This window comes from Janthinobacterium sp. TND4EL3 (assembly GCF_900156175.1).
In the GTDB taxonomy this organism is placed as follows: Bacteria; Pseudomonadota; Gammaproteobacteria; order Burkholderiales; family Burkholderiaceae_D; genus Janthinobacterium.
This window is the reverse complement of sequence record NZ_FTMV01000009.1, coordinates 193,295-210,965: the sequence shown is the minus strand read 5'-3', so window position 1 is coordinate 210,965 and position 17,671 is coordinate 193,295. Positions and strand designations below refer to the sequence as shown.

Annotated in this window: 15 protein-coding genes; 12 read left to right on the top strand and 3 right to left on the bottom strand. The window is 64.1% G+C overall.

Annotated elements, in window-relative coordinates:
* Positions 1 to 62 precede the first annotated feature (62 nt).
* Positions 63 to 509: a GNAT family N-acetyltransferase gene (locus tag BXA07_RS15970; RefSeq protein ID WP_076568882.1), complete on the bottom strand. Its 447-nt coding sequence runs from the start codon at positions 507 to 509 to the stop codon at positions 63 to 65.
* A gap of 288 nt (positions 510 to 797) precedes the next feature.
* Between BXA07_RS15970 and BXA07_RS15965 the strand changes: the two genes are divergently transcribed.
* The 3 genes from BXA07_RS15965 to BXA07_RS15955 all read left to right on the top strand — a co-directional run bounded on the left by BXA07_RS15965 (position 798) and on the right by BXA07_RS15955 (position 4,184).
* A complete protein-coding gene (locus tag BXA07_RS15965; protein ID WP_076568881.1) occupies positions 798 to 2,042 on the top strand; it encodes an MFS transporter in 1,245 nt (414 codons plus the stop codon).
* Positions 2,039 to 3,424, top strand: coding sequence for a NarK family nitrate/nitrite MFS transporter (locus BXA07_RS15960; protein ID WP_076568880.1), 1,386 nt, complete (start codon positions 2,039 to 2,041; stop codon positions 3,422 to 3,424). Before BXA07_RS15965 ends, BXA07_RS15960 begins: the two co-directional genes overlap by 4 nt.
* A 61-nt stretch (positions 3,425 to 3,485) precedes the next feature.
* Complete coding sequence (locus tag BXA07_RS15955) at positions 3,486 to 4,184, top strand: carbonic anhydrase (protein ID WP_076568879.1); 699 nt, start codon at positions 3,486 to 3,488, stop codon at positions 4,182 to 4,184.
* Here the strand turns inward: BXA07_RS15955 and BXA07_RS15950 are convergent.
* The gene (locus BXA07_RS15950; protein WP_076568878.1) at positions 4,167 to 4,538 is read right to left on the bottom strand and encodes a ribonucleotide reductase subunit alpha; all 372 of its coding nucleotides are present in this window, start codon (positions 4,536 to 4,538) and stop codon (positions 4,167 to 4,169) included. The two genes, BXA07_RS15955 and BXA07_RS15950, sit on opposite strands and share 18 nt — an antisense overlap.
* Before the next feature lie 243 nt (positions 4,539 to 4,781).
* Here BXA07_RS15950 and BXA07_RS15945 point away from each other — a divergent pair, with 243 nt between their 5' ends.
* From BXA07_RS15945 to BXA07_RS15905, 9 genes are all read left to right on the top strand, one after another.
* Complete coding sequence (locus tag BXA07_RS15945; RefSeq protein WP_076568877.1) at positions 4,782 to 8,489, top strand: nitrate reductase subunit alpha; 3,708 nt, start codon at positions 4,782 to 4,784, stop codon at positions 8,487 to 8,489.
* Positions 8,486 to 10,036 (top strand): nitrate reductase subunit beta, encoded by a 1,551-nt coding sequence (gene narH / locus BXA07_RS15940; protein ID WP_076568876.1) that lies wholly within the window; start codon positions 8,486 to 8,488, stop codon positions 10,034 to 10,036. The genes BXA07_RS15945 and narH overlap by 4 nt, the downstream gene beginning before the upstream one ends.
* Before the next feature lie 21 nt (positions 10,037 to 10,057).
* Complete coding sequence (gene narJ / locus BXA07_RS15935; protein ID WP_083708331.1) at positions 10,058 to 10,726, top strand: nitrate reductase molybdenum cofactor assembly chaperone; 669 nt, start codon at positions 10,058 to 10,060, stop codon at positions 10,724 to 10,726.
* Between the two features lie 34 nt (positions 10,727 to 10,760).
* Entirely contained in the window at positions 10,761 to 11,447 is a 687-nt protein-coding gene (gene narI, locus BXA07_RS15930; protein ID WP_076568874.1) for a respiratory nitrate reductase subunit gamma, read from the top strand.
* 139 nt (positions 11,448 to 11,586) lie between these two features.
* Positions 11,587 to 12,333: a peptidylprolyl isomerase gene (locus tag BXA07_RS15925; protein ID WP_076568873.1), complete on the top strand. Its 747-nt coding sequence runs from the start codon at positions 11,587 to 11,589 to the stop codon at positions 12,331 to 12,333.
* Between the two features lie 88 nt (positions 12,334 to 12,421).
* Complete coding sequence (gene moaA, locus BXA07_RS15920) at positions 12,422 to 13,408, top strand: GTP 3',8-cyclase MoaA (RefSeq protein ID WP_076568872.1); 987 nt, start codon at positions 12,422 to 12,424, stop codon at positions 13,406 to 13,408.
* 162 nt (positions 13,409 to 13,570) lie between these two features.
* Entirely contained in the window at positions 13,571 to 15,472 is a 1,902-nt protein-coding gene (locus BXA07_RS15915) for a type IV pili methyl-accepting chemotaxis transducer N-terminal domain-containing protein (protein ID WP_076568871.1), read from the top strand.
* 26 nt (positions 15,473 to 15,498) lie between these two features.
* Entirely contained in the window at positions 15,499 to 16,161 is a 663-nt protein-coding gene (locus tag BXA07_RS15910; RefSeq protein WP_076568870.1) for a response regulator, read from the top strand.
* Positions 16,162 to 16,278: 117 nt separating this feature from the next.
* Positions 16,279 to 17,490: an NnrS family protein gene (locus BXA07_RS15905; RefSeq protein WP_076568942.1), complete on the top strand. Its 1,212-nt coding sequence runs from the start codon at positions 16,279 to 16,281 to the stop codon at positions 17,488 to 17,490.
* Between the two features lie 7 nt (positions 17,491 to 17,497).
* Here BXA07_RS15905 and BXA07_RS31110 read toward each other — a convergent pair whose 3' ends face one another.
* Positions 17,498 to 17,635 (bottom strand): hypothetical protein, encoded by a 138-nt coding sequence (locus BXA07_RS31110; RefSeq protein ID WP_212592318.1) that lies wholly within the window; start codon positions 17,633 to 17,635, stop codon positions 17,498 to 17,500.
* Positions 17,636 to 17,671 lie beyond the last annotated feature (36 nt).

Genomic DNA, 17,671 nt, shown 5'->3' with positions numbered 1-17,671 from the left:
CGGTGGCGCCAGCATAGCCGCCTTTGGCGCGCGGCGCCATACGCCGTCGGGATGAGACGGGCCTAAGGCAGGAATCTGACGTACACCAGCTCAGGGTCGCCCTCGTCGAGATGGTCGATCCGGCCGCTGCGCACGAAGCCCGCGCTGGCGAACAGCCCTTGCGCGGCGCCGTTCGACGCGTTCGTCGAGGTGAATAGCTTCCTTGTCTGGCACGCGGCGGCCGCGGCGGCCAGCAGGCGCCGTCCCACGCCGCAGCGCTGCTGCGCGGGCGCGACCACCACCAGCGAGACAAAACTGTAGCCGAAGAAGTCACCATGCGTGACGACATAGCCTGCCACCAGGCCGGCCCGGATGGCCACCTGGCAGTGGCCCTTGCCGACGGCGGCGCGCACGGCCTCGCCGCGCTCCGGGTGCGCCTGCGCATAGGCGTCGCAAGCGAGCATGGCGTCCACGTCGCCAGCTTCGGCCACGCGGGTGATGATCTCGTCTGCTTCGTGCCTGTTCTCCATGCCGCTCCTTTTCTCCATGCGCCGAGTGTGCCCAAAATACATCCTTTTGTAAAACACCGGCCATCCAGGCTAGATCCATCCCCCGCCATCTAGTCACTTTTGCCGATGCGGCTATCCAGATTGCCTTTCCAGAATCACCCTGTGACCGATAGTGCCTTTCACCGCTGGCACGTAAGCTGGTCGGGACGGCTGGCCAGACGGCCAGTGCATTCATGGAGAAACATCGTGGCTACCCTAGATGGCACTAACAAGAACAGTAACAGCAGTAACAAGGCAGTCGAACCGGGCATGCGGCGCAAGCAGGCGTCCGTATTAATCAGCAGTACCTTCGCATTTACCATCTGCTTTGCGGTCTGGATGATGTTTGCCGTGCTCGGCATCCCCATCAAGACCAGCCTGGGCTTGACTGAAACACAATTCGGCCTGCTGGCCGCCATGCCCGTGCTGACGGGTTCCCTCGTGCGCGTGCCCTTGGGCATCTGGACGGACAAATACGGCGGACGCCGCGTCTTCTTCCTGCTGATGCTGGCCAGCGTGGTGCCGATCTACCTGATTTCCTACGCTACCGCCTACTGGCATTTTCTCGTGCTGGGCATGTTCGTGGGCCTGGCGGGCGGTTCGTTTTCCGTCGGCACGCCCTACGTGGCGCGCTGGTACGAAAAGGAGCGCCGCGGCCTGGCGATGGGCATCTTCGGCGCCGGCAACTCCGGTTCCGCGCTGACCAAGTTCGTCGCGCCAGGCATCGTCGCCGCCTTCGGCTGGCAGATGCTGCCCAAGGTGTACGCGGTGGCCATGCTGGCCACGGCCATCATCTTCTGGCTGTTTTCGTACACGGACAAATCGCACCTGGCGCCCTCGGGCGAAAGCTTTTCCGCACAGATGAAGGTGCTGAAGGACCCGCGCGTGTGGCGCTACTGCCAGTACTACTCGGTGGTGTTCGGCGGCTACGTGGCGCTGGCCCTGTGGATGACGAAGTACTACGTGGCCGAATACGGTTTTGATTTGAAGCACGCGGCGCTGCTGGCCGCCTGCTTCTCGCTGCCGGGCGGCGTGCTGCGCGCGCTGGGCGGCTGGATCTCGGACAAATACGGTGCGGCGAAAGTCACCTGGGCCGTGATGTGGGTGTGCTGGGTGTGCTTCTTCCTGCTGTCGTATCCGCAAACGCAGATGGTGATCGAGACCGTCACGGGGCCTATGGCCTTCCATATCGGCCTGTCGCCGCTGTGGTTCACCGTGCTGCTGTTCATCGTCGGCATTGCCATGGCTGTCGGCAAGGCGTCCGTCTTCAAGTTCATCGGCGATGATTTTTCCGACAACATCGGCGCCGTCTCGGGCGTAGTCGGCCTGGCCGGCGGCCTGGGCGGCTTCATCCTGCCCGTGATGTTCGGCGCCCTGGTGGATTTGACGGGCGTGCGTTCGAGCTCCTTCATGCTGCTGTACGGCACCGTCTGCGTTTCCCTCGTCTGGATGCATTTCTCGTTCAAGCCGCTGCGCGCGGCACCAACTACTCAACCTGCAGGAGTTAAAGCATGAGCCGCTATATGATCAATACCTGGGAGCCGGAAACACCGAGCTTCTGGCAAAGCACGGGCAAGGCCACGGCCGCGCGCAATCTGTGGATATCGATTCCCGCGCTGCTGCTGGCGTTCGCCGTGTGGATGGTGTGGAGCGTGGTGGTGGTCAACCTGCCCAACATCGGTTTCACCTACAGTAACAACCAGCTGTTCTGGCTGACGGCCTTGCCGGGCCTGTCCGGCGCCACCTTGCGCATCTTTTATTCGTTCATGGTGCCGATCTTCGGCGGCCGGCGCTGGACGGCCATTTCCACGGGTTCGCTGCTGATTCCCGCCATCGGCATCGGCCTGGCCGTGCAGGACGTGAACACGGGCTACCCGACCATGCTGATCCTGGCGCTGCTGTGCGGCTTCGGCGGCGGCAATTTCGCCTCGTCGATGGCCAACATCAGCTTTTTCTATCCAAAGGCGAGCAAGGGCTTCGCGCTGGGCATGAATGCGGGCCTGGGCAACCTGGGCGTGTCGGTGGTGCAGTTCGTCGTGCCGCTGGTGATCACGTTCGCCGTCTTCGGCGCCTGGGGCGGCGATTCGCTCACCTGGGTCAAGAATGGCGTGAGCAAGGAGATGTGGCTGCAGAACGCGGGCTTCATCTGGGTGCCGTTCATCGCCTTGAGTACCTTGCTGGCCTGGTTCGGCATGAATGATCTGGCTTCGGCCAAGGCTTCGTTTTCCGAGCAGGCCGTGATCTTCAAGCGCAAGCACAACTGGCTCATGTGCTGGCTGTACACGGGCACCTTCGGCTCCTTCATCGGCTATTCGGCCGCGTTCCCACTGCTGATCAAGATCCAGTTCCCCGACGTGAACCCGCTCGATTACGCCTTTCTGGGCCCGTTGGTCGGCGCCCTGGCACGTGTCGCCGGCGGCGTGATTTCCGACAAACTGGGCGGCGCCCGCGTCACCCTGTGGTCGTTCGTGCTGATGATAGGCGCCGTGCTGGGCGTGCTGTACTTCATGCCGCAGGCCGGCGTGGGTGGTAGTTTTAGTGGCTTCTTCTGGATGTTCATGCTGCTGTTCGCCGGCACCGGTATCGGCAATGCGTCGACCTTCCGCATGATCCCCGTGATTTTCCTGACGGAGCACCAGCGGGCGGCGGCCGGCAAGGGCAAGGCGGCGCAGGAGCAAGCGATCGTCGACGCCAACAAGGAAGGCGCGGCGGTGCTGGGCTTCACGTCGGCCGTGGCGGCCTACGGCGCCTTCTTCATCCCGAAAAGCTATGGCACCTCGATTGCGCTGACGGGCAGCCCCGACGCGGCCCTGTGGTGTTTCATCGGCTTTTATGTCAGCTGCATCGCCATCACCTGGTGGTGCTACGCCCGCAAGAATGCGCCGATGCCTTGCTAATTGAGCAAAACGCCTGGCAGGTCGCACTTGTCAGGCGTTGTTTACAGTATCAGAGGTAGTCATGGAAGAACTGGAAAAATTCGTCAACGGCTTCAGCCTGTTTCAGCAGCAGTATTTCAGCGAGCCGCAAACCTTGTACGACAGCCTGCGCGACGGGCAGCGGCCTTCGACCTTGCTGATCGGCTGCTGCGATTCGCGGGTCGATCCCATGCTGCTGACGGGCAGCGACCCGGGCGACATGTTCGTCGTGCGCAATATCGCCAATCTGGTGCCGCCGTGCACGCCCGACGCGCCGCCCGGCGTCAGTTCGGCCATCGAATTCGCCGTCTGCAAGCTGGAAGTGGCCAGGGTCATCGTGCTGGGCCATGCGCGCTGCGGCGGCATCCGCGCGCTGCTGGAACCGCAGCCGCGCGCGGAAGGGCAGGAAACGGACTTCGTGGGACAGTGGATGCGCATCGCCGAACCCGTGGCGCAGCGCGTGCGGCGCGAGCTGGCGCACCGCTCGTCGGAGGAACAGCACCACGCGTGCGAACTGGCCAGCATCCTGCAGTCGCTGGACAACCTGCTGACCTACCCGTGGCTCAAGCGCCGGGTGGAGCAGGGCGTATTGAAATTGCACGGATGGTATTTTGATATCGACAGCGGGGCGCTGATGGCGTATTCGGCGCGCCAGCAGCAGTTTTTGCCGCTGGTCTGCCCGATCGAGCGGGCGCGTCATTTGCATGAGCGCCCGTGGCCGGATTCAGCTAAAACGCAGTAAATCCCCGCTGCGGTCAAACGCCAGCAGGCTGTCGACGCGGCCTTGCTCGATCGCCGCCACCATGGCGCGCAGGGGTGCTTCGCAATCCTCCGGGGCGGGCGGCTGGCCCTCGCGACCCGCCAGTCCCGCCACGAAGACCACGTCCCAGTGCGTCTGCATCTGTTTCGATTCCTCCTCCAGCGCCTCAAAGCTGCCCAGTTTATCGGGCAGCTTGTCGGCGCACATCACGGGCGTCAGCGAGCGGCCCTGGCCGCCGGGCTGGGCCTGCGCCTGGGTAAAGGTGAACAGCAGGCGTTGCGGCTGCTCCTGGTTGCGGGCGCTGCGCAGCAGGCTGGCGTAATCGGTAATTGGCATGATGCTCTTTCTCTGTGTTGAACGATGCCGACAGGTATACCGCAGCTCGGTCGCGGCGCCCATAGGCAATAGTGACTATCCGGGTGACTACGCGCCTATGCATTCCTGGTGCCGGAAACCGACTTCTTGCCAATACCGTCGCGCACGGTGCGTCGATAGACTGCTTGTATCGACGCGTGGGCCATCCGGCTTGCAGCGTTTTTATGACCTGGCGCCGCTCCTGCGGCGCAATGTGGAGGTAGCATGAGTCACTTTCTGGACCGTCTTAAATTTTTTAGCAAGCCCGCCGAGCCGTTTTCCAACGGCCATGGCACCGTGGTCGACGAAGACCGCACCTGGGAAAACGCCTACCGCCAGCGCTGGCAGCACGACAAGATCGTGCGCTCCACGCATGGCGTGAACTGTACCGGCTCGTGCAGCTGGAAGGTGTACGTCAAGAATGGCCTGATCACCTGGGAAACCCAGCAAACCGATTATCCGCGCACGCGGCCCGACCTGCCCAACCACGAGCCGCGCGGCTGCCCGCGCGGCGCCAGCTATTCCTGGTACGTGTATTCGGCCCAGCGCGTGAAATACCCGATGGTGCGCGGCCGCCTGATGGAAATGTGGCGCGAAGCGCGCAAGACCATGGACCCCGTCACGGCCTGGGACTGGATCAGCCAGGACCCCGTGCGCTCGCAGCAGTACAAATCCATCCGCGGCCTGGGCGGCTTCGTGCGCGCCACGTGGGAAGAATCGAATGAAATCATCGCCGCCGCGAACGCGCTGACGATCAAGAAATACGGCCCGGACCGCATCGTCGGCTTCTCGCCGATTCCCGCCATGTCCATGGTCAGCTACGCTTCCGGCACGCGCTACCTGTCGCTGATCGGCGGCGTGGCCCTGAGCTTTTACGATTGGTACTGCGACTTGCCGCCCGCCAGCCCGCAAGTGTGGGGCGAGCAGACGGACGTGCCGGAATCGGCCGACTGGTACAACTCGACCTATCTGATGGTGTGGGGCTCGAACGTGCCGATGACGCGCACGCCCGATGCCCACTTCTACACGGAAGTGCGCTACAAGGGCACAAAAACCGTGGCCATCTCGCCCGACTATGGCGAAATGGTGAAGTTCGGCGACATCTGGCTGGCGCCCAAGCAGGGCACGGATGCCGCGCTGGCGCTGGCCATGGGCCACGTCATCCTGAAGGAATTCCACTCGGAAGGGCAGAGCGCCTACTTCCGCGACTATGCGCGCCAGTACACGGACTTCCCCATGCTGGTGCTGCTCAAGGAGCATAACGGCACCCTGGTGCCCGACTACTTCCTGCGCGCCTCGCACCTGGACAACAACCTCGACGAAACCAACAACCCGGAATGGAAAACCCTCGTCATCGACGAAACCACGGGTACCATCACCGCGCCGGCCGGCTCCATCGGCTTTCGCTGGGGCGAATCGGGCAAATGGAACCTGGAACAGAAGGCCGGCGGCAGCGGCGCGCCCATCGTGCCGATGCTCTCCATGATCAACGACAGCGACGCCGTCACGGAAGTGGGTTTCGCCTACTTCGGCGGCAAGGACGCGTCCGACATGCTGCTGCGCAAGGTGCCGGTGAAAACCATCCGCCTGGCCGACGGCACGACGGGCCTCGTCACCACCGTGTTCGACCTGACCCTGGCCAACTACGGCATCGACCGTGGCCTCGGTGGCGAGAACGTGGCCGAGAGCTATGACGACGACGTGCCCTACACCCCCGCGTGGCAAGAGAAGCACACGGGCGTGAAACGCGCCGACGTCATCACCGTGGCGCGCCAGTTCGCGGAAAACGCGGACCAGACGCGCGGCAAGAGCATGGTCATCGTGGGTGCCGGCCTGAATCACTGGTACCACATGGACATGACGTATCGGGGCATCATCAACATGCTGATGATGTGCGGCTGTATCGGCCAGTCGGGCGGCGGCTGGGCCCATTACGTGGGCCAGGAAAAACTGCGTCCGCAGACGGGCTGGACGCCCCTGGCCTTCGCCCAGGACTGGGTACGCCCGATGCGCCAGATGAACGGCACCTCGTTCTTCTATGCCCACACGAGCCAGTGGCGCCACGAAAAGCTGGAAACGGGCGACATCGCTTCGCCATCGGCGGCCGGCGGCACGGGCGACCTGACCCTGCTCGACTACAACGCCAAGGCCGAGCGCATGGGCTGGCTGCCATCGGCGCCGCAGCTGCAGACCAATCCGCTGGAAGTGGCCAAGGCTGCCAAGGCGGCAGGGCAGGCGCCGGCTGCGTATGCGCTCGACCAGATCAAGGCGGGCCAGCTGCAGTTTTCGTGCGACGACCCGGACAACCCGGCCAACTTCCCGCGCAATATGTTCGTCTGGCGCTCGAACATCCTGGGCAGCTCGGGCAAGGGCCACGAGTACTTCCTGAAATACCTGCTCGGCACGCAGAACGGCTTGCTCAGCGACGAAGACGACTGCATCACGCCGAAGCAGGTGAAGGTGCGCCCGGCCGCCGAAGGCAAGCTCGATCTGCTGGTGGTGCTGGACTTCCGCATGTCGACCACCTGCCTGTATGGCGATGTGGTGCTGCCGACGGCCACCTGGTATGAAAAAGACGATCTGAATACGTCGGACATGCATCCGTTCATCCATCCGCTGTCCGAAGCCGTGCAGCCGCTGTGGCAATCGAAGTCGGACTGGGAAATCTACAAGGGGCTGGCCGAGAAATTCTCGGAAATCGGCGGCGAGCTGCTGGGCACCCAGCAAGACATCATTTTGACGCCGCTGATGCACGATACCCCGGGCGAACTGGGCCAGCCTTTCGATCCCAAGGACTGGCGCGCCGGCGAATGCGAAGCCATTCCCGGCAAGACCATGCCGAACATGACGGTGGTCGAGCGCAATTACCGCGATGTCTACAAGAAGTTCACCTCGATCGGACCGCTGCTGGAAACCATCGGCAATGGCGGCAAGGGTATTTCCTGGAAAACGGGCCATGAAGTCGACGTATTGCGCGGCATCAACCGCACGGTGCTCGATGAAGGCGTGTCGCAGGGCCAGCCGCGCCTCGATACGGCCATCGATGCGGCCGAGATGATTTTGTCGCTGGCGCCGGAAACGAATGGCCACGTGGCCGTCAAGGCCTGGGCTGCGTTATCGGCCATCACGGGCCGCGACCACACCCACCTGGCGCTGCCGCGCGAGCATGACAGCATCCGCTTCCGCGACGTGCAGGCGCAGCCGCGCAAGATCATTTCCTCACCCACCTGGTCGGGCCTGGAAAGCGAGGAAGTCAGCTACACGGCCGGCTATACCAACGTGCATGAACTGATCCCTTGGCGCACCCTGACGGGCCGCCAGCAGTTCTACCAGGATCACCTGTGGATGCGCGACTTCGGCGAGGGACTGTGCGTGTACAAGCCGGCGATTAACACGAAGACGACGGAAGCGCTGCTGGGCACCAAGCCGAACGGCAACAAGGAACTGGCGCTGAACTTTTTGACGCCGCACCAGAAGTGGGGCATCCACTCCACGTATTCGGACAACCTGCGCATGCTGACCCTGTCGCGCGGCGGACCGCACGTGTGGCTGTCGGAGACGGACGCGAAGGCTGCCGGCATCGTCGACAACGACTGGATCGAGGTCTTCAACGTGAACGGCACCCTGACGGCGCGCGCCATCGTCAGCCAGCGCATCCCGGCCGGCATGACGATGATGTACCACGCGCAGGAAAAGATCATCAACGTGCCTGGCGCGGAGATGACGGGCAAGCGGGGCGGTATCCACAACTCGGTCACGCGCGCCGTCCCCAAGCCGACGCACATGATCGGCGGCTACGCCCAGCTGGCCTACGGCTTCAATTACTACGGCACGGTGGGCTCCAACCGCGATGAATTCGTATTGGTGCGCAAGATGAACAAGGTTGACTGGCTCGAAGGGCCATTGGAAACAGAAGACGGGAGCATGGTATGAAAATCAGAGCGCAAATCGGCATGGTGCTGAACCTGGACAAGTGCATCGGCTGCCACACCTGTTCCGTCACCTGCAAGAACGTGTGGACCAGCCGCGACGGCGTCGAGTACGCATGGTTCAACAACGTGGAAACCAAGCCAGGCATCGGCTATCCGAAGCAGTGGGAAAACCAGGACAAGTGGAATGGCGGCTGGCGCCGCACGGACTCTGGCAAGATCGAGCCGCGCCAGGGCAGCCGCCTGAAGATCCTGGCCAATATCTTCGCCAATCCGAACCTGCCCGCCATCGACGAGTACTACGAGCCGTTCACCTACGACTACGAGCACCTGCAAAGCGCGCCGCTGTCGCAGACGCCGCCCACGGCCCGTCCCATCTCCGTGCTGACGGGGAAAAAGATGGAAAAGATCGAGTGGGGCCCGAACTGGGAAGATGACCTGGGCGGCGAGTTTGCCCAGCGCAGCAAGGATAAGCTGTTCGACAACATGCAGAAGGAGATGTACGGCACGTTCGAAAACACCTTCATGATGTACTTGCCGCGCCTGTGCGAGCATTGCCTCAACCCGACGTGCGTGGCGTCGTGCCCGTCCGGCTCCGTGTACAAGCGCGAAGACGACGGCATCGTGCTGATCGACCAGGACAAGTGCCGCGGCTGGCGCATGTGCATCTCCGGTTGCCCGTACAAGAAGATTTACTACAATTGGTCGTCCGGCAAGGCGGAAAAGTGCACCTTCTGCTTCCCCCGCATCGAGGCGGGCCAGCCTACCGTGTGCTCGGAAACGTGCGTGGGCCGCATCCGCTACCTGGGCGTGCTGCTGTACGACGCCGACAAGATCGAGGCTGCCGCCTCCGTGCCGCAGGAGCAGGACCTGTACCAGGCCCAGCTCGACCTGTTCCTCGATCCGCACGACCCGGCCATCATCGCCGAGGCGCGCCGCCAGGGCATCCCGGACCTCTGGCTCGATGCTGCCGTCAAGTCGCCCGTCTACAAGATGGCCGTCGAGTGGAAAGTGGCGTTCCCGCTGCATCCTGAATACCGCACCTTGCCGATGGTGTGGTACGTGCCGCCGCTGTCGCCTATCCAGGCGGCCGCCGAATCGGGCAAGCTGGGCGTGAACGGCATGCTGCCGGACACCCAAAGCCTGCGCATTCCCGTGCAGTACCTGGCCAATCTGCTGACGGCCGGCGACCAGCCGCCCATCGTCTCGGCGCTGGACCGCATGCTGGCCATGCGTGCCTACATGCGCAGCAAGACGGTCGAGAAGGTGGAGAACCTGACGGTGCTGAAACAGGTGGGATTGACCCAGGCGCAGGTGGAGGACATGTACCACATCATGGCCATCGCCAATTACGAAGACCGCTTCGTCATCCCCAGCAGCCACAAGGAAATGGCCGAGGACAGCTTCAACGAGAAGGGTTCGTGCGGCTTCAGCTTCGGCAACGGCTGCTCGGACGGCAGCAGCGAGCCGACCTTGTTCGGCAAGAAAAAACACGGTTCGGCCATCTTCATGCAGATGCCGAAGTCGCGCAAAACGGCGCCAGGCGCCTAAGGAACCGATATGAACAACGCCATGCATCACTATCAAGTCCTCTCTCGCCTGCTGCTGTATCCGGAGCCTGAGCTGATCGCGCACCTGCCGCAGCTCGATACGGCACTGGACGCGGCGCCCGAGTGGCAGGCGCTGCTGCGCCCGCTGCTGGCGCACCTGGGAAGCAGCAGCCTGATCGACCTGCAGCAGCAGTATGTGGCCACCTTCGACCGCAATCCATCGCACTCGCTGCACCTGTTCGAGCATATCCACGGCGAATCGCGCGACCGGGGCCAGGCCATGGTCGACCTGATGGAGGAATACAAGCGCCACGGCCTGCAGATGGTGGGCGACGACTTGCCCGACTTCGTGCCCCTGTTCCTGGAGTTCTTGGCGCAGCTCGACGAGGCGGCATCGGCACCGCTGCTGGGCGACGCCGTCCACGTGCTGGCGCACATCGGCCGCAAGCTGGCGGCCAACGGCAGCCCGTATGCGCCCGTCTTCACGGTGCTCGAACGCCTGAGCCCCGTGGCGGCCGAAATGCTGGCCGAACCGCCAGTGCGCGACATGGACGAAGCGCTGGAAACCTTCGGCCCCGGTGCGGACGGCGTCGAGCCGCTGCTGCGCCAAAGTATGGGCCAAGGTCTGGGCCAGGTCGCGGGCGGCGTCCATCCCGTGCATTTTCACCCGCAGCCGCGGCGCGCCGCCTGAATGGCCCACCGCGTCCGCATGAGGAGAGTACATCATGAGTAATTACCTGCATCAATTCATCTTCGGGATTTACCCGTACATCGCGCTGGCCGTCTTTTTGCTGGGCAGCCTGATCCGTTTCGACCGCGAGCAATACACGTGGAAGTCCGATTCCAGCCAGCTGCTGCACCGCGGCAGCCTGCGCTTGGGCAATATTCTGTTCCACATCGGCATCATCGGCCTGCTGTTCGGCCATGCGGCCGGCCTGCTCACCCCCGTCTGGGTGTGGGATACGCTGGGCGTGTCGCACAGCCTGAAGCAGGGCGTGGCCATGGCGGCCGGCGGGGTGATGGGCGGCCTGTGCCTGGCCGGCATCCTGATCCTGCTGGCGCGCCGCTTCGGCAATGCACGCCTGCGCGCCGTCACCACGGCCGGCGACAAGCTGGTGATGGTGTGGATCTTGCTGACCTTGCTGCTGGGCCTGTCGTCGATCTTCGTCTCGGCGTCGCACATGGATGGCCACATGATGGTCTTGCTGATGACCTGGGCGCAGCACATCGTGACCTTGCGCGGCGACGCGGCCAGCTTCATCGTCGATGCGCCGCTGGTGTTCAAGCTGCACCTGTTCATGGGCATGTCGCTGTTCGTCATCTTCCCGTTCACCCGTCTGGTGCACGTATGGAGCGGCTTTGGCGCCATCGGATATCTGGGCCGCGCCTATCAGCTGGTGCGCCGCCGCTAAAAAACGCCATAAAAAATCTACTGCGCGTAGCGATTTGCGGCCTGCGATGCTCACTGTGCATCCGCACAGCTGCGCTTCTCAGCCGCAACTCATCTCCGCTCGCTACGATTTTTCAGGCTAATTATGGAAGGAAAGTAAGATGGGAATCTCCGTCAATGGCATCGATATCGACGATGCCGACATCGCGCAGGAACTGCCGCATCACGACGGCGCCGGCAACCCGCTGAAACAGGCCGTGCATGAACTGGTGCTGCGCCGGCTGCTGCAAGACGAGGCGCAGCGCCTCGGCGTGCAGGGCGGCAGCGATGACGACCGCATCGAGGCGCTGTTTGCGCAGGAAGTGCGCGTGCCGCCGGCCGACGATGCGGCTTGCCGCACCTTTTATGCGCAGCGCCCGCAGCTGTTTCGCAGCGGGGCGCTGGTCGAGGCGCGCCACATCCTGTTCCAGGTGACGCCGGAGGCGCCTTTGGAGCTGCTGCGCACGACGGCGCAAGCCGTGCTCGACGCCCTCAAACTGGCGCCCGGGCGCTTCGGCGAACTGGCGGCGCAGTACTCGAACTGCCCGTCCGGCGCCCTGGGCGGTAGCCTGGGCCAGCTGTCGCCGGGCCAGAGCGTGCCGGAATTCGATGCGCTCGTGTTCCGCCTGGAAGAGGGTGCGCTGGCAGGCCACTTGCTCGAAACGCGCTTCGGCTACCACATCGTGCAGGTGCAGCGCCGGGTCGAAGGCCAGGCCATCGCCTACGAAGCCGTGCAGGCGCAGATCGCCGACCGCCTGTCGCGGGCGGCGTGGCAGCGCGGCGTGCACCAGTACCTGCATTTGCTGGTGGGGCGGGCCGATATCGCCGGCATCGAGCTCGAAGGCACAGCCAGTCCATTAGTGCAATAGACCGGAAGGCGTAGGCCGCTAGGCCTTCTGGGGCACAGCCAGATCGTGCCCCAGCCTTTACAATCACGGAAGAATCAGGAGTAGCGTCATGGGTAGCGTCAAGTTGCAGGACCGTTTTGGCCGTGCTATCGATTATGTGCGGCTGTCCGTCACCGACCGATGCGATTTGCGTTGCAGTTATTGCATGCCCAAGGGATTTCGCGGCTTCGAGGAGCCGAAGGACTGGCTGACGTTCGACGAAATCGAACGCCTGCTGGGCATCTTCGTGCGGCTCGGCACGCGTCGCGTGCGCCTGACGGGCGGCGAACCGTTGTTGCGGCGCAACTTGCCGGAGCTGGCGCAAAAGCTGTCCGCGCTGCCCGGTTTGGACGACCTGTCGCTGTCGACCAACGCCACCCAATTGGGCAAGCATGCCGTGGCCTTGCGCGCGGCGGGCGTGGACCGCATCAACGTCAGCCTGGACTCGCTCGACCGCGCCTGCATGGAGCAGATCACGGGGCGCGACAGCCTGCAGCCCATTCTCGATGGCCTGGTGGCGGGCAAGGCGGCCGGTTTTGATCCGATCAAGATCAATATGGTGGCCATGCGCGGCGTCAATGACGGCCAGATCGAGGCCATGGCGGCCTTCTGCATCGAGCAGCAGTTTATTTTGCGCCTGATCGAAGCCATGCCGATGGGCAGCACGGGCCGCAATGCCAGCTACATGCCGCTGGGCCCCGTGCGCGAGCAGCTGGCGGCCCGCTTCGGCCTGGTGCCGCAGGCGATGGAGCTGGGTGGCGGGCCGGCGCGCTACCTGGCCACGCCGGACGGGCGCGCCAGCATCGGTTTTATTACGCCCATGTCGCAGCATTTTTGCGCCACCTGTAACCGCGTGCGCCTGTCCGTCGATGGTACTCTGTACCTGTGCCTGGGACAGGAAGAAAAATTCGCCTTGGGCCCCATGCTGCGCGGCGGGGCCACGGATGCGGAACTGGAAGCGGCGATCCGCGCCGCCATCGAACTGAAGCCGCAGCAGCATGATTTCAATACGCAGCCGGACAAGATTATCCGGTTCATGGCCCAAACCGGTGGCTAGGATGGACACCTGACCAAACCTACTGCGCGTCGCGCTTTGCGGCCGGCGATGCTCACCGTACTAGAGTACGGTTGCGCTTCTCGGCCACAAATCACTGACGCTCGCTACGGTTTTGTCAGGTGTCGTGGCGCTAAGAATGGGCTTGTTAAAGCAAAAGGATCTATGAAATTCAAGGCGATGTTTTCTTCCTGGCAGAAGCTGTCGACCAAGATCGTCGGCGCGCTGCTGCTCATGCTGGTGCTGGCCCTGAGCGCCATCGGCTGCACCCTGTTCCTGTCTTGGCAGCTGGAAGGCAGTTCGGCCGCCATCAACGAGACGGGCCGGCTGCGCATGCAGACCTATCGTTTGACCTTGCTGATCGCCAGCGACGCCTCCCAGCAGGCGCAGCGCCAGGTGCTGCTGATCGACGAGACCCTGGCAAAGATCGCCCATGGCGACCCGCAGCGCCCCCTGTTCCTGCCCCCCAGCGCCGCCATCAAGGCGGAATTCGAACGCATCGGCCAGGACTGGCGCGGCAGTCTTCGCCCGGCCGCGCTGGCGGCCGATACGCCCGTGCGCGCGCGCCAGTTCGGGCATGACGCCGATGCCTTCGTGAGCCAGGTCGATCAATTGGTGCGCCTGATCGAGCACGACAGCGAACAGCGCACCTTCTGGCTGCGCGCCTCGCAGCTGATCCTCGTCGGCATGGCCGTCATCGGCACGGTCAGCATGATCTATCTGATGTTCATGCTCATCATCGAACCGGTCACGCGGCTGCGCCTGGGCATGCAGCGCATGAAGGAGCGCGATTTCAGCGTGCGCCTGGCTGTCGAGAGCAATGATGAATTCGGCCAGCTGGCCAGCGGCTTCAATCAGATGGCCGACCGCCTGCAGGCCCTGTACGGCAACCTGGAAGAGGGCGTGCGCAGCAAGACGGCCACGCTCGAATACCGCAACCGCGAACTGGCGCTGCTGTATGAAAGCGCGGCCTTCTTGCAGCGCCCGCAGCCCCTGGAAGACATCTGCGGCGGCTTCATGCAGCGCATCGTCGATTATTTCGAGGCCGACGGCTCCACCGTGCGCGTGCTCGACGCCGAGCGGGGCAACCTGCACATGGTGGTGCATACGGGCCTGTCCGAGGAGCTGGTGGCGTCCGAGCACTGCCTGAAGGTGGGCGACTGCCTGTGCGGCACGGCCGTCGAGATGAAGGTGGCGAAGGTGCACGACATGCGCCGCATCGACAAGGCGCACGAGCTGCGCTGCCACCGCGAGGGCTTTGCCACCGTCTCCGTCTTCCATATCCACGCGCACGAGCAGCACCTGGGCTTCTTCAACCTGCATTTCCGCCATGCGCGCGTGTTTTCCGCGCGCGAGCTGGCCTTGCTGGAAACCCTGGGCCAGCTGCTGGGCATTGCGCTGGAAAACCTGCGCCTGGCCGCGCGCGAACGCGAAATGGCCATTTCCGAAGAGCGCAATCTGGTGGCCCAGGGTCTGCACGACAGCATTGCGCAAAGCCTCAATTTCCTCAACCTGCAGGTGCAGATGCTCGACGACTCCGTGCGCAATGCGCGCTTCGACGAGGTGGCGGGCATCGTGCCGGCCCTGCATGCGGGCGTGAAGGAAAGCTACGAGGACGTGCGCGAACTGCTGGCGAACTTCCGCAGCCGCTTGATGGAGGACGACCTGATCGGCTCCCTGCGCGCGGCGGTGGATAAATTCCGCCGCCAGACGGGCATCGACGCCGAACTGCTGGCCGACGTCGATGGCGCGCCATTCCCCCGCGAGCAGCAATTGCAGCTATTATTCATCGTGCAGGAAGCGCTGTCGAACATCCGCAAGCACGCCCAGGCCAGCCATGTCGAGGTGCGCCTCGCCGATCACCAGGACTTTACCCTGACGATCAGCGACAACGGCGTCGGCTTCGACGCTTGCGCCGTGCTGGAAAAGGGCGACAGCCATGTCGGCATCCATATCATGCGCGAGCGCGCGCAGCGCATCGACGCCACGTTCGACGTGCATGCCTGCCCCGGCGGCGGCACGACCGTCGAACTGCATTTGTCGCGCGCGCAGCGGCGCGCCGCCTAAGCCACTATCTGAAAGTACAAAAAAAAATGGAGACTACCGATAAACCGATCACCGTCATGCTGGTGGACGACCACGCGCTGTTCCGCAGCGGCATACGCTCGCTGCTGCAGCGCCACACGGAGTTTTCCGTCGTGGGCGAGGCCGCCGACGGCGTGGAAGGCATCAAGCGCGCCATCCAGCTGCAGCCCGACGTGGTGCTGCTGGACCTGAACATGGCCGGCATGTCCGGCGTGGAAGCGCTGCAGCTGATGCAGCACGACTGTCCCGACACGGCCATCGTCATGCTGACCGTGTCGGAAGACGCGGAAGACCTGGCCACGGCCCTGCGCGCGGGCGCCTGCGGCTATCTGATCAAGAATATCGACGCTGACTACCTGGTGCGCGCCATCCGCCGCGCGGCCGCCGGCGAAGTCGTCATCGCCGAAGCGATGACCGGCAAGCTGGTGGCGCAGCTGCAGGCGGGCACCCGGCGCGAGGAACCCGTGTCGGAGCTCGACAAGCTCACGCCGCGCGAAAAGGAAATCATCGACTGCCTGTCGCGCGGCGAAAGCAACAAGGGCATCGCGCGCGCCCTGGACCTGGCCGAAAGCACGGTCAAGATCCACGTGCAGAATGTGCTGAAAAAGCTCAACCTCACCAGCCGCGTGCAGGCGGCCGTGTACGCGGTCGAGCACCGCCAGGGCAAGTAGCCCGGTAGTGGAGCCTGATCCGCCGGGTCAGGCCCCCACATCTAGTCCTTTATGCCGATAGCGGGTATCTCGCTTTTAAAGTAGTATATGGAATATATCTTTAAAGGCGACTCCATCATGGCCATCACCCCGATCAGCGAACCTTCTTCCTCTGCCGCCGCCTCCGGCGCGGCGCCATGGCAGGCCGGCCACGCCGTCTGGCAGCTGGGTTTCCGTCCGTTCTACCTGCTGGCGGCCGTGTTTGCGGCCATCAGCGTTCCCCTGTGGCTGGCCAGCTATTTCGGCCTGCTGGCGGGCGGCCTGCAGGTGGGCCTGGGCTGGCATATGCACGAGATGGTATTCGGCTTCGCGCTGGCCGTCGTGGTCGGTTTCCTGTACACGGCGGGGCGCAACTGGACGGGCTTGCCCACGCCGCACGGCGCCCCGCTGATGGCGCTCGTGGCGCTGTGGCTGGCGGGGCGCGTGGCCATGCTGTGCTTTCCCGGCGTGGCGGCGGCGCTGATCGACTGGGCGTTCCTGCCGCTGGCCGCATGGCCCCTGTACCAGGTGCTGCGCCGCTCGGGCAATACGCGCAACCTGTTCCTCGTCGGCTTGCTGGCCTTGCTGGCGCTGGCCAATGGCCTGTTCCACGCGGCCGTGCTGGGCGCTCTGCCGCTGTCGCTGTCTGTGCCCGTGCAGGCGGCCATTTTCATCATCGTGCTGATCGAATCGGTGATCGGCGCGCGCGTCATCCCCATGTTCACCCGCAATGGCGCACCTGGCAGCACGCCCGTGGCCAGTCCGCAGCGGGCCTTGGTCGCCGTGGCCTGCATGGCGGCGGCCGCCATCGCGTGGCTGGCGGGCGCGCCGGCCTGGCTGACGGCGCCGCTGGCCTTGGCGGCAAGCGGCGTGTCGCTGGCCAACCTGCTGGCCTGGCAGCCGCAGCGCACCGTGCGCGTGCCGCTGCTGTGGATCCTGCACCTGTCGTATGCGTGGATAGGCATCGGTTTTGCGCTGCTGGCGGCCGCCAGCCTGCACCTGTTGCCGGCCAGCGCCGCCTTTCACGCGCTGACGGTGGGTTCGATGGCGGGATTGATCATCGGCATGATGACCCGCACCACCCTGGGCCACACGGGGCGTGCGCTGAAGGGCGGCAGGGCCGAGGCGGCGATGTACTGGCTGATACAGCTGGGTGCGCTGGCGCGCCTGCTGGCCGCTGTCGGCCCAGCAGCGCTGGCCATGCCCGCGCTGCTGGCGGCGGGCCTGTGCTGGACGCTGGCCTTCGTGCTGTACGCCGTCGTGTATGCGCCTTACCTGTGGCGCGCCCGGGTGGACGGCCGGGAAGGTTGAACTGCCGTCAGAAAGGGCGCCAGGCCAGCAGCTTCTTGATTTCCGGCGCCCAATAGGACAGCGATTCGCCCACGACGAACAGCAGCATGCCCAGCATGAAGGCTTTCAGCAGCAAATTCCTGCACCAGATCATAGCGTTCCCCAAGTTTTCTTGTTAGCAAGTTTACCATCGGTGTGCGCG

What these genes read in the sequence shown, in the direction of transcription:
- BXA07_RS15955 (WP_076568879.1), top strand. Translation starts at nt 3,486, where the DNA reads ATGGAAGAACTGGAAAAATTCGTCAACGGCTTCAGCCTGTTTCAGCAG.
- narH (WP_076568876.1), top strand. Translation starts at nt 8,486, where the DNA reads ATGAAAATCAGAGCGCAAATCGGCATGGTGCTGAACCTGGACAAGTGC.
- BXA07_RS15960 (WP_076568880.1), top strand. Translation starts at nt 2,039, where the DNA reads ATGAGCCGCTATATGATCAATACCTGGGAGCCGGAAACACCGAGCTTC.
- BXA07_RS15970 (WP_076568882.1), bottom strand. Translation starts at nt 509, where the DNA reads ATGGAGAACAGGCACGAAGCAGACGAGATCATCACCCGCGTGGCCGAA.
- BXA07_RS15945 (WP_076568877.1), top strand. Translation starts at nt 4,782, where the DNA reads ATGAGTCACTTTCTGGACCGTCTTAAATTTTTTAGCAAGCCCGCCGAG.
- BXA07_RS15950 (WP_076568878.1), bottom strand. Translation starts at nt 4,538, where the DNA reads ATGCCAATTACCGATTACGCCAGCCTGCTGCGCAGCGCCCGCAACCAG.
- BXA07_RS15905 (WP_076568942.1), top strand. Translation starts at nt 16,279, where the DNA reads ATGGCCATCACCCCGATCAGCGAACCTTCTTCCTCTGCCGCCGCCTCC.
- BXA07_RS15915 (WP_076568871.1), top strand. Translation starts at nt 13,571, where the DNA reads ATGAAATTCAAGGCGATGTTTTCTTCCTGGCAGAAGCTGTCGACCAAG.
- moaA (WP_076568872.1), top strand. Translation starts at nt 12,422, where the DNA reads ATGGGTAGCGTCAAGTTGCAGGACCGTTTTGGCCGTGCTATCGATTAT.
- BXA07_RS15925 (WP_076568873.1), top strand. Translation starts at nt 11,587, where the DNA reads ATGGGAATCTCCGTCAATGGCATCGATATCGACGATGCCGACATCGCG.
- narI (WP_076568874.1), top strand. Translation starts at nt 10,761, where the DNA reads ATGAGTAATTACCTGCATCAATTCATCTTCGGGATTTACCCGTACATC.
- BXA07_RS15910 (WP_076568870.1), top strand. Translation starts at nt 15,499, where the DNA reads ATGGAGACTACCGATAAACCGATCACCGTCATGCTGGTGGACGACCAC.
- narJ (WP_083708331.1), top strand. Translation starts at nt 10,058, where the DNA reads ATGCATCACTATCAAGTCCTCTCTCGCCTGCTGCTGTATCCGGAGCCT.
- BXA07_RS15965 (WP_076568881.1), top strand. Translation starts at nt 798, where the DNA reads ATGCGGCGCAAGCAGGCGTCCGTATTAATCAGCAGTACCTTCGCATTT.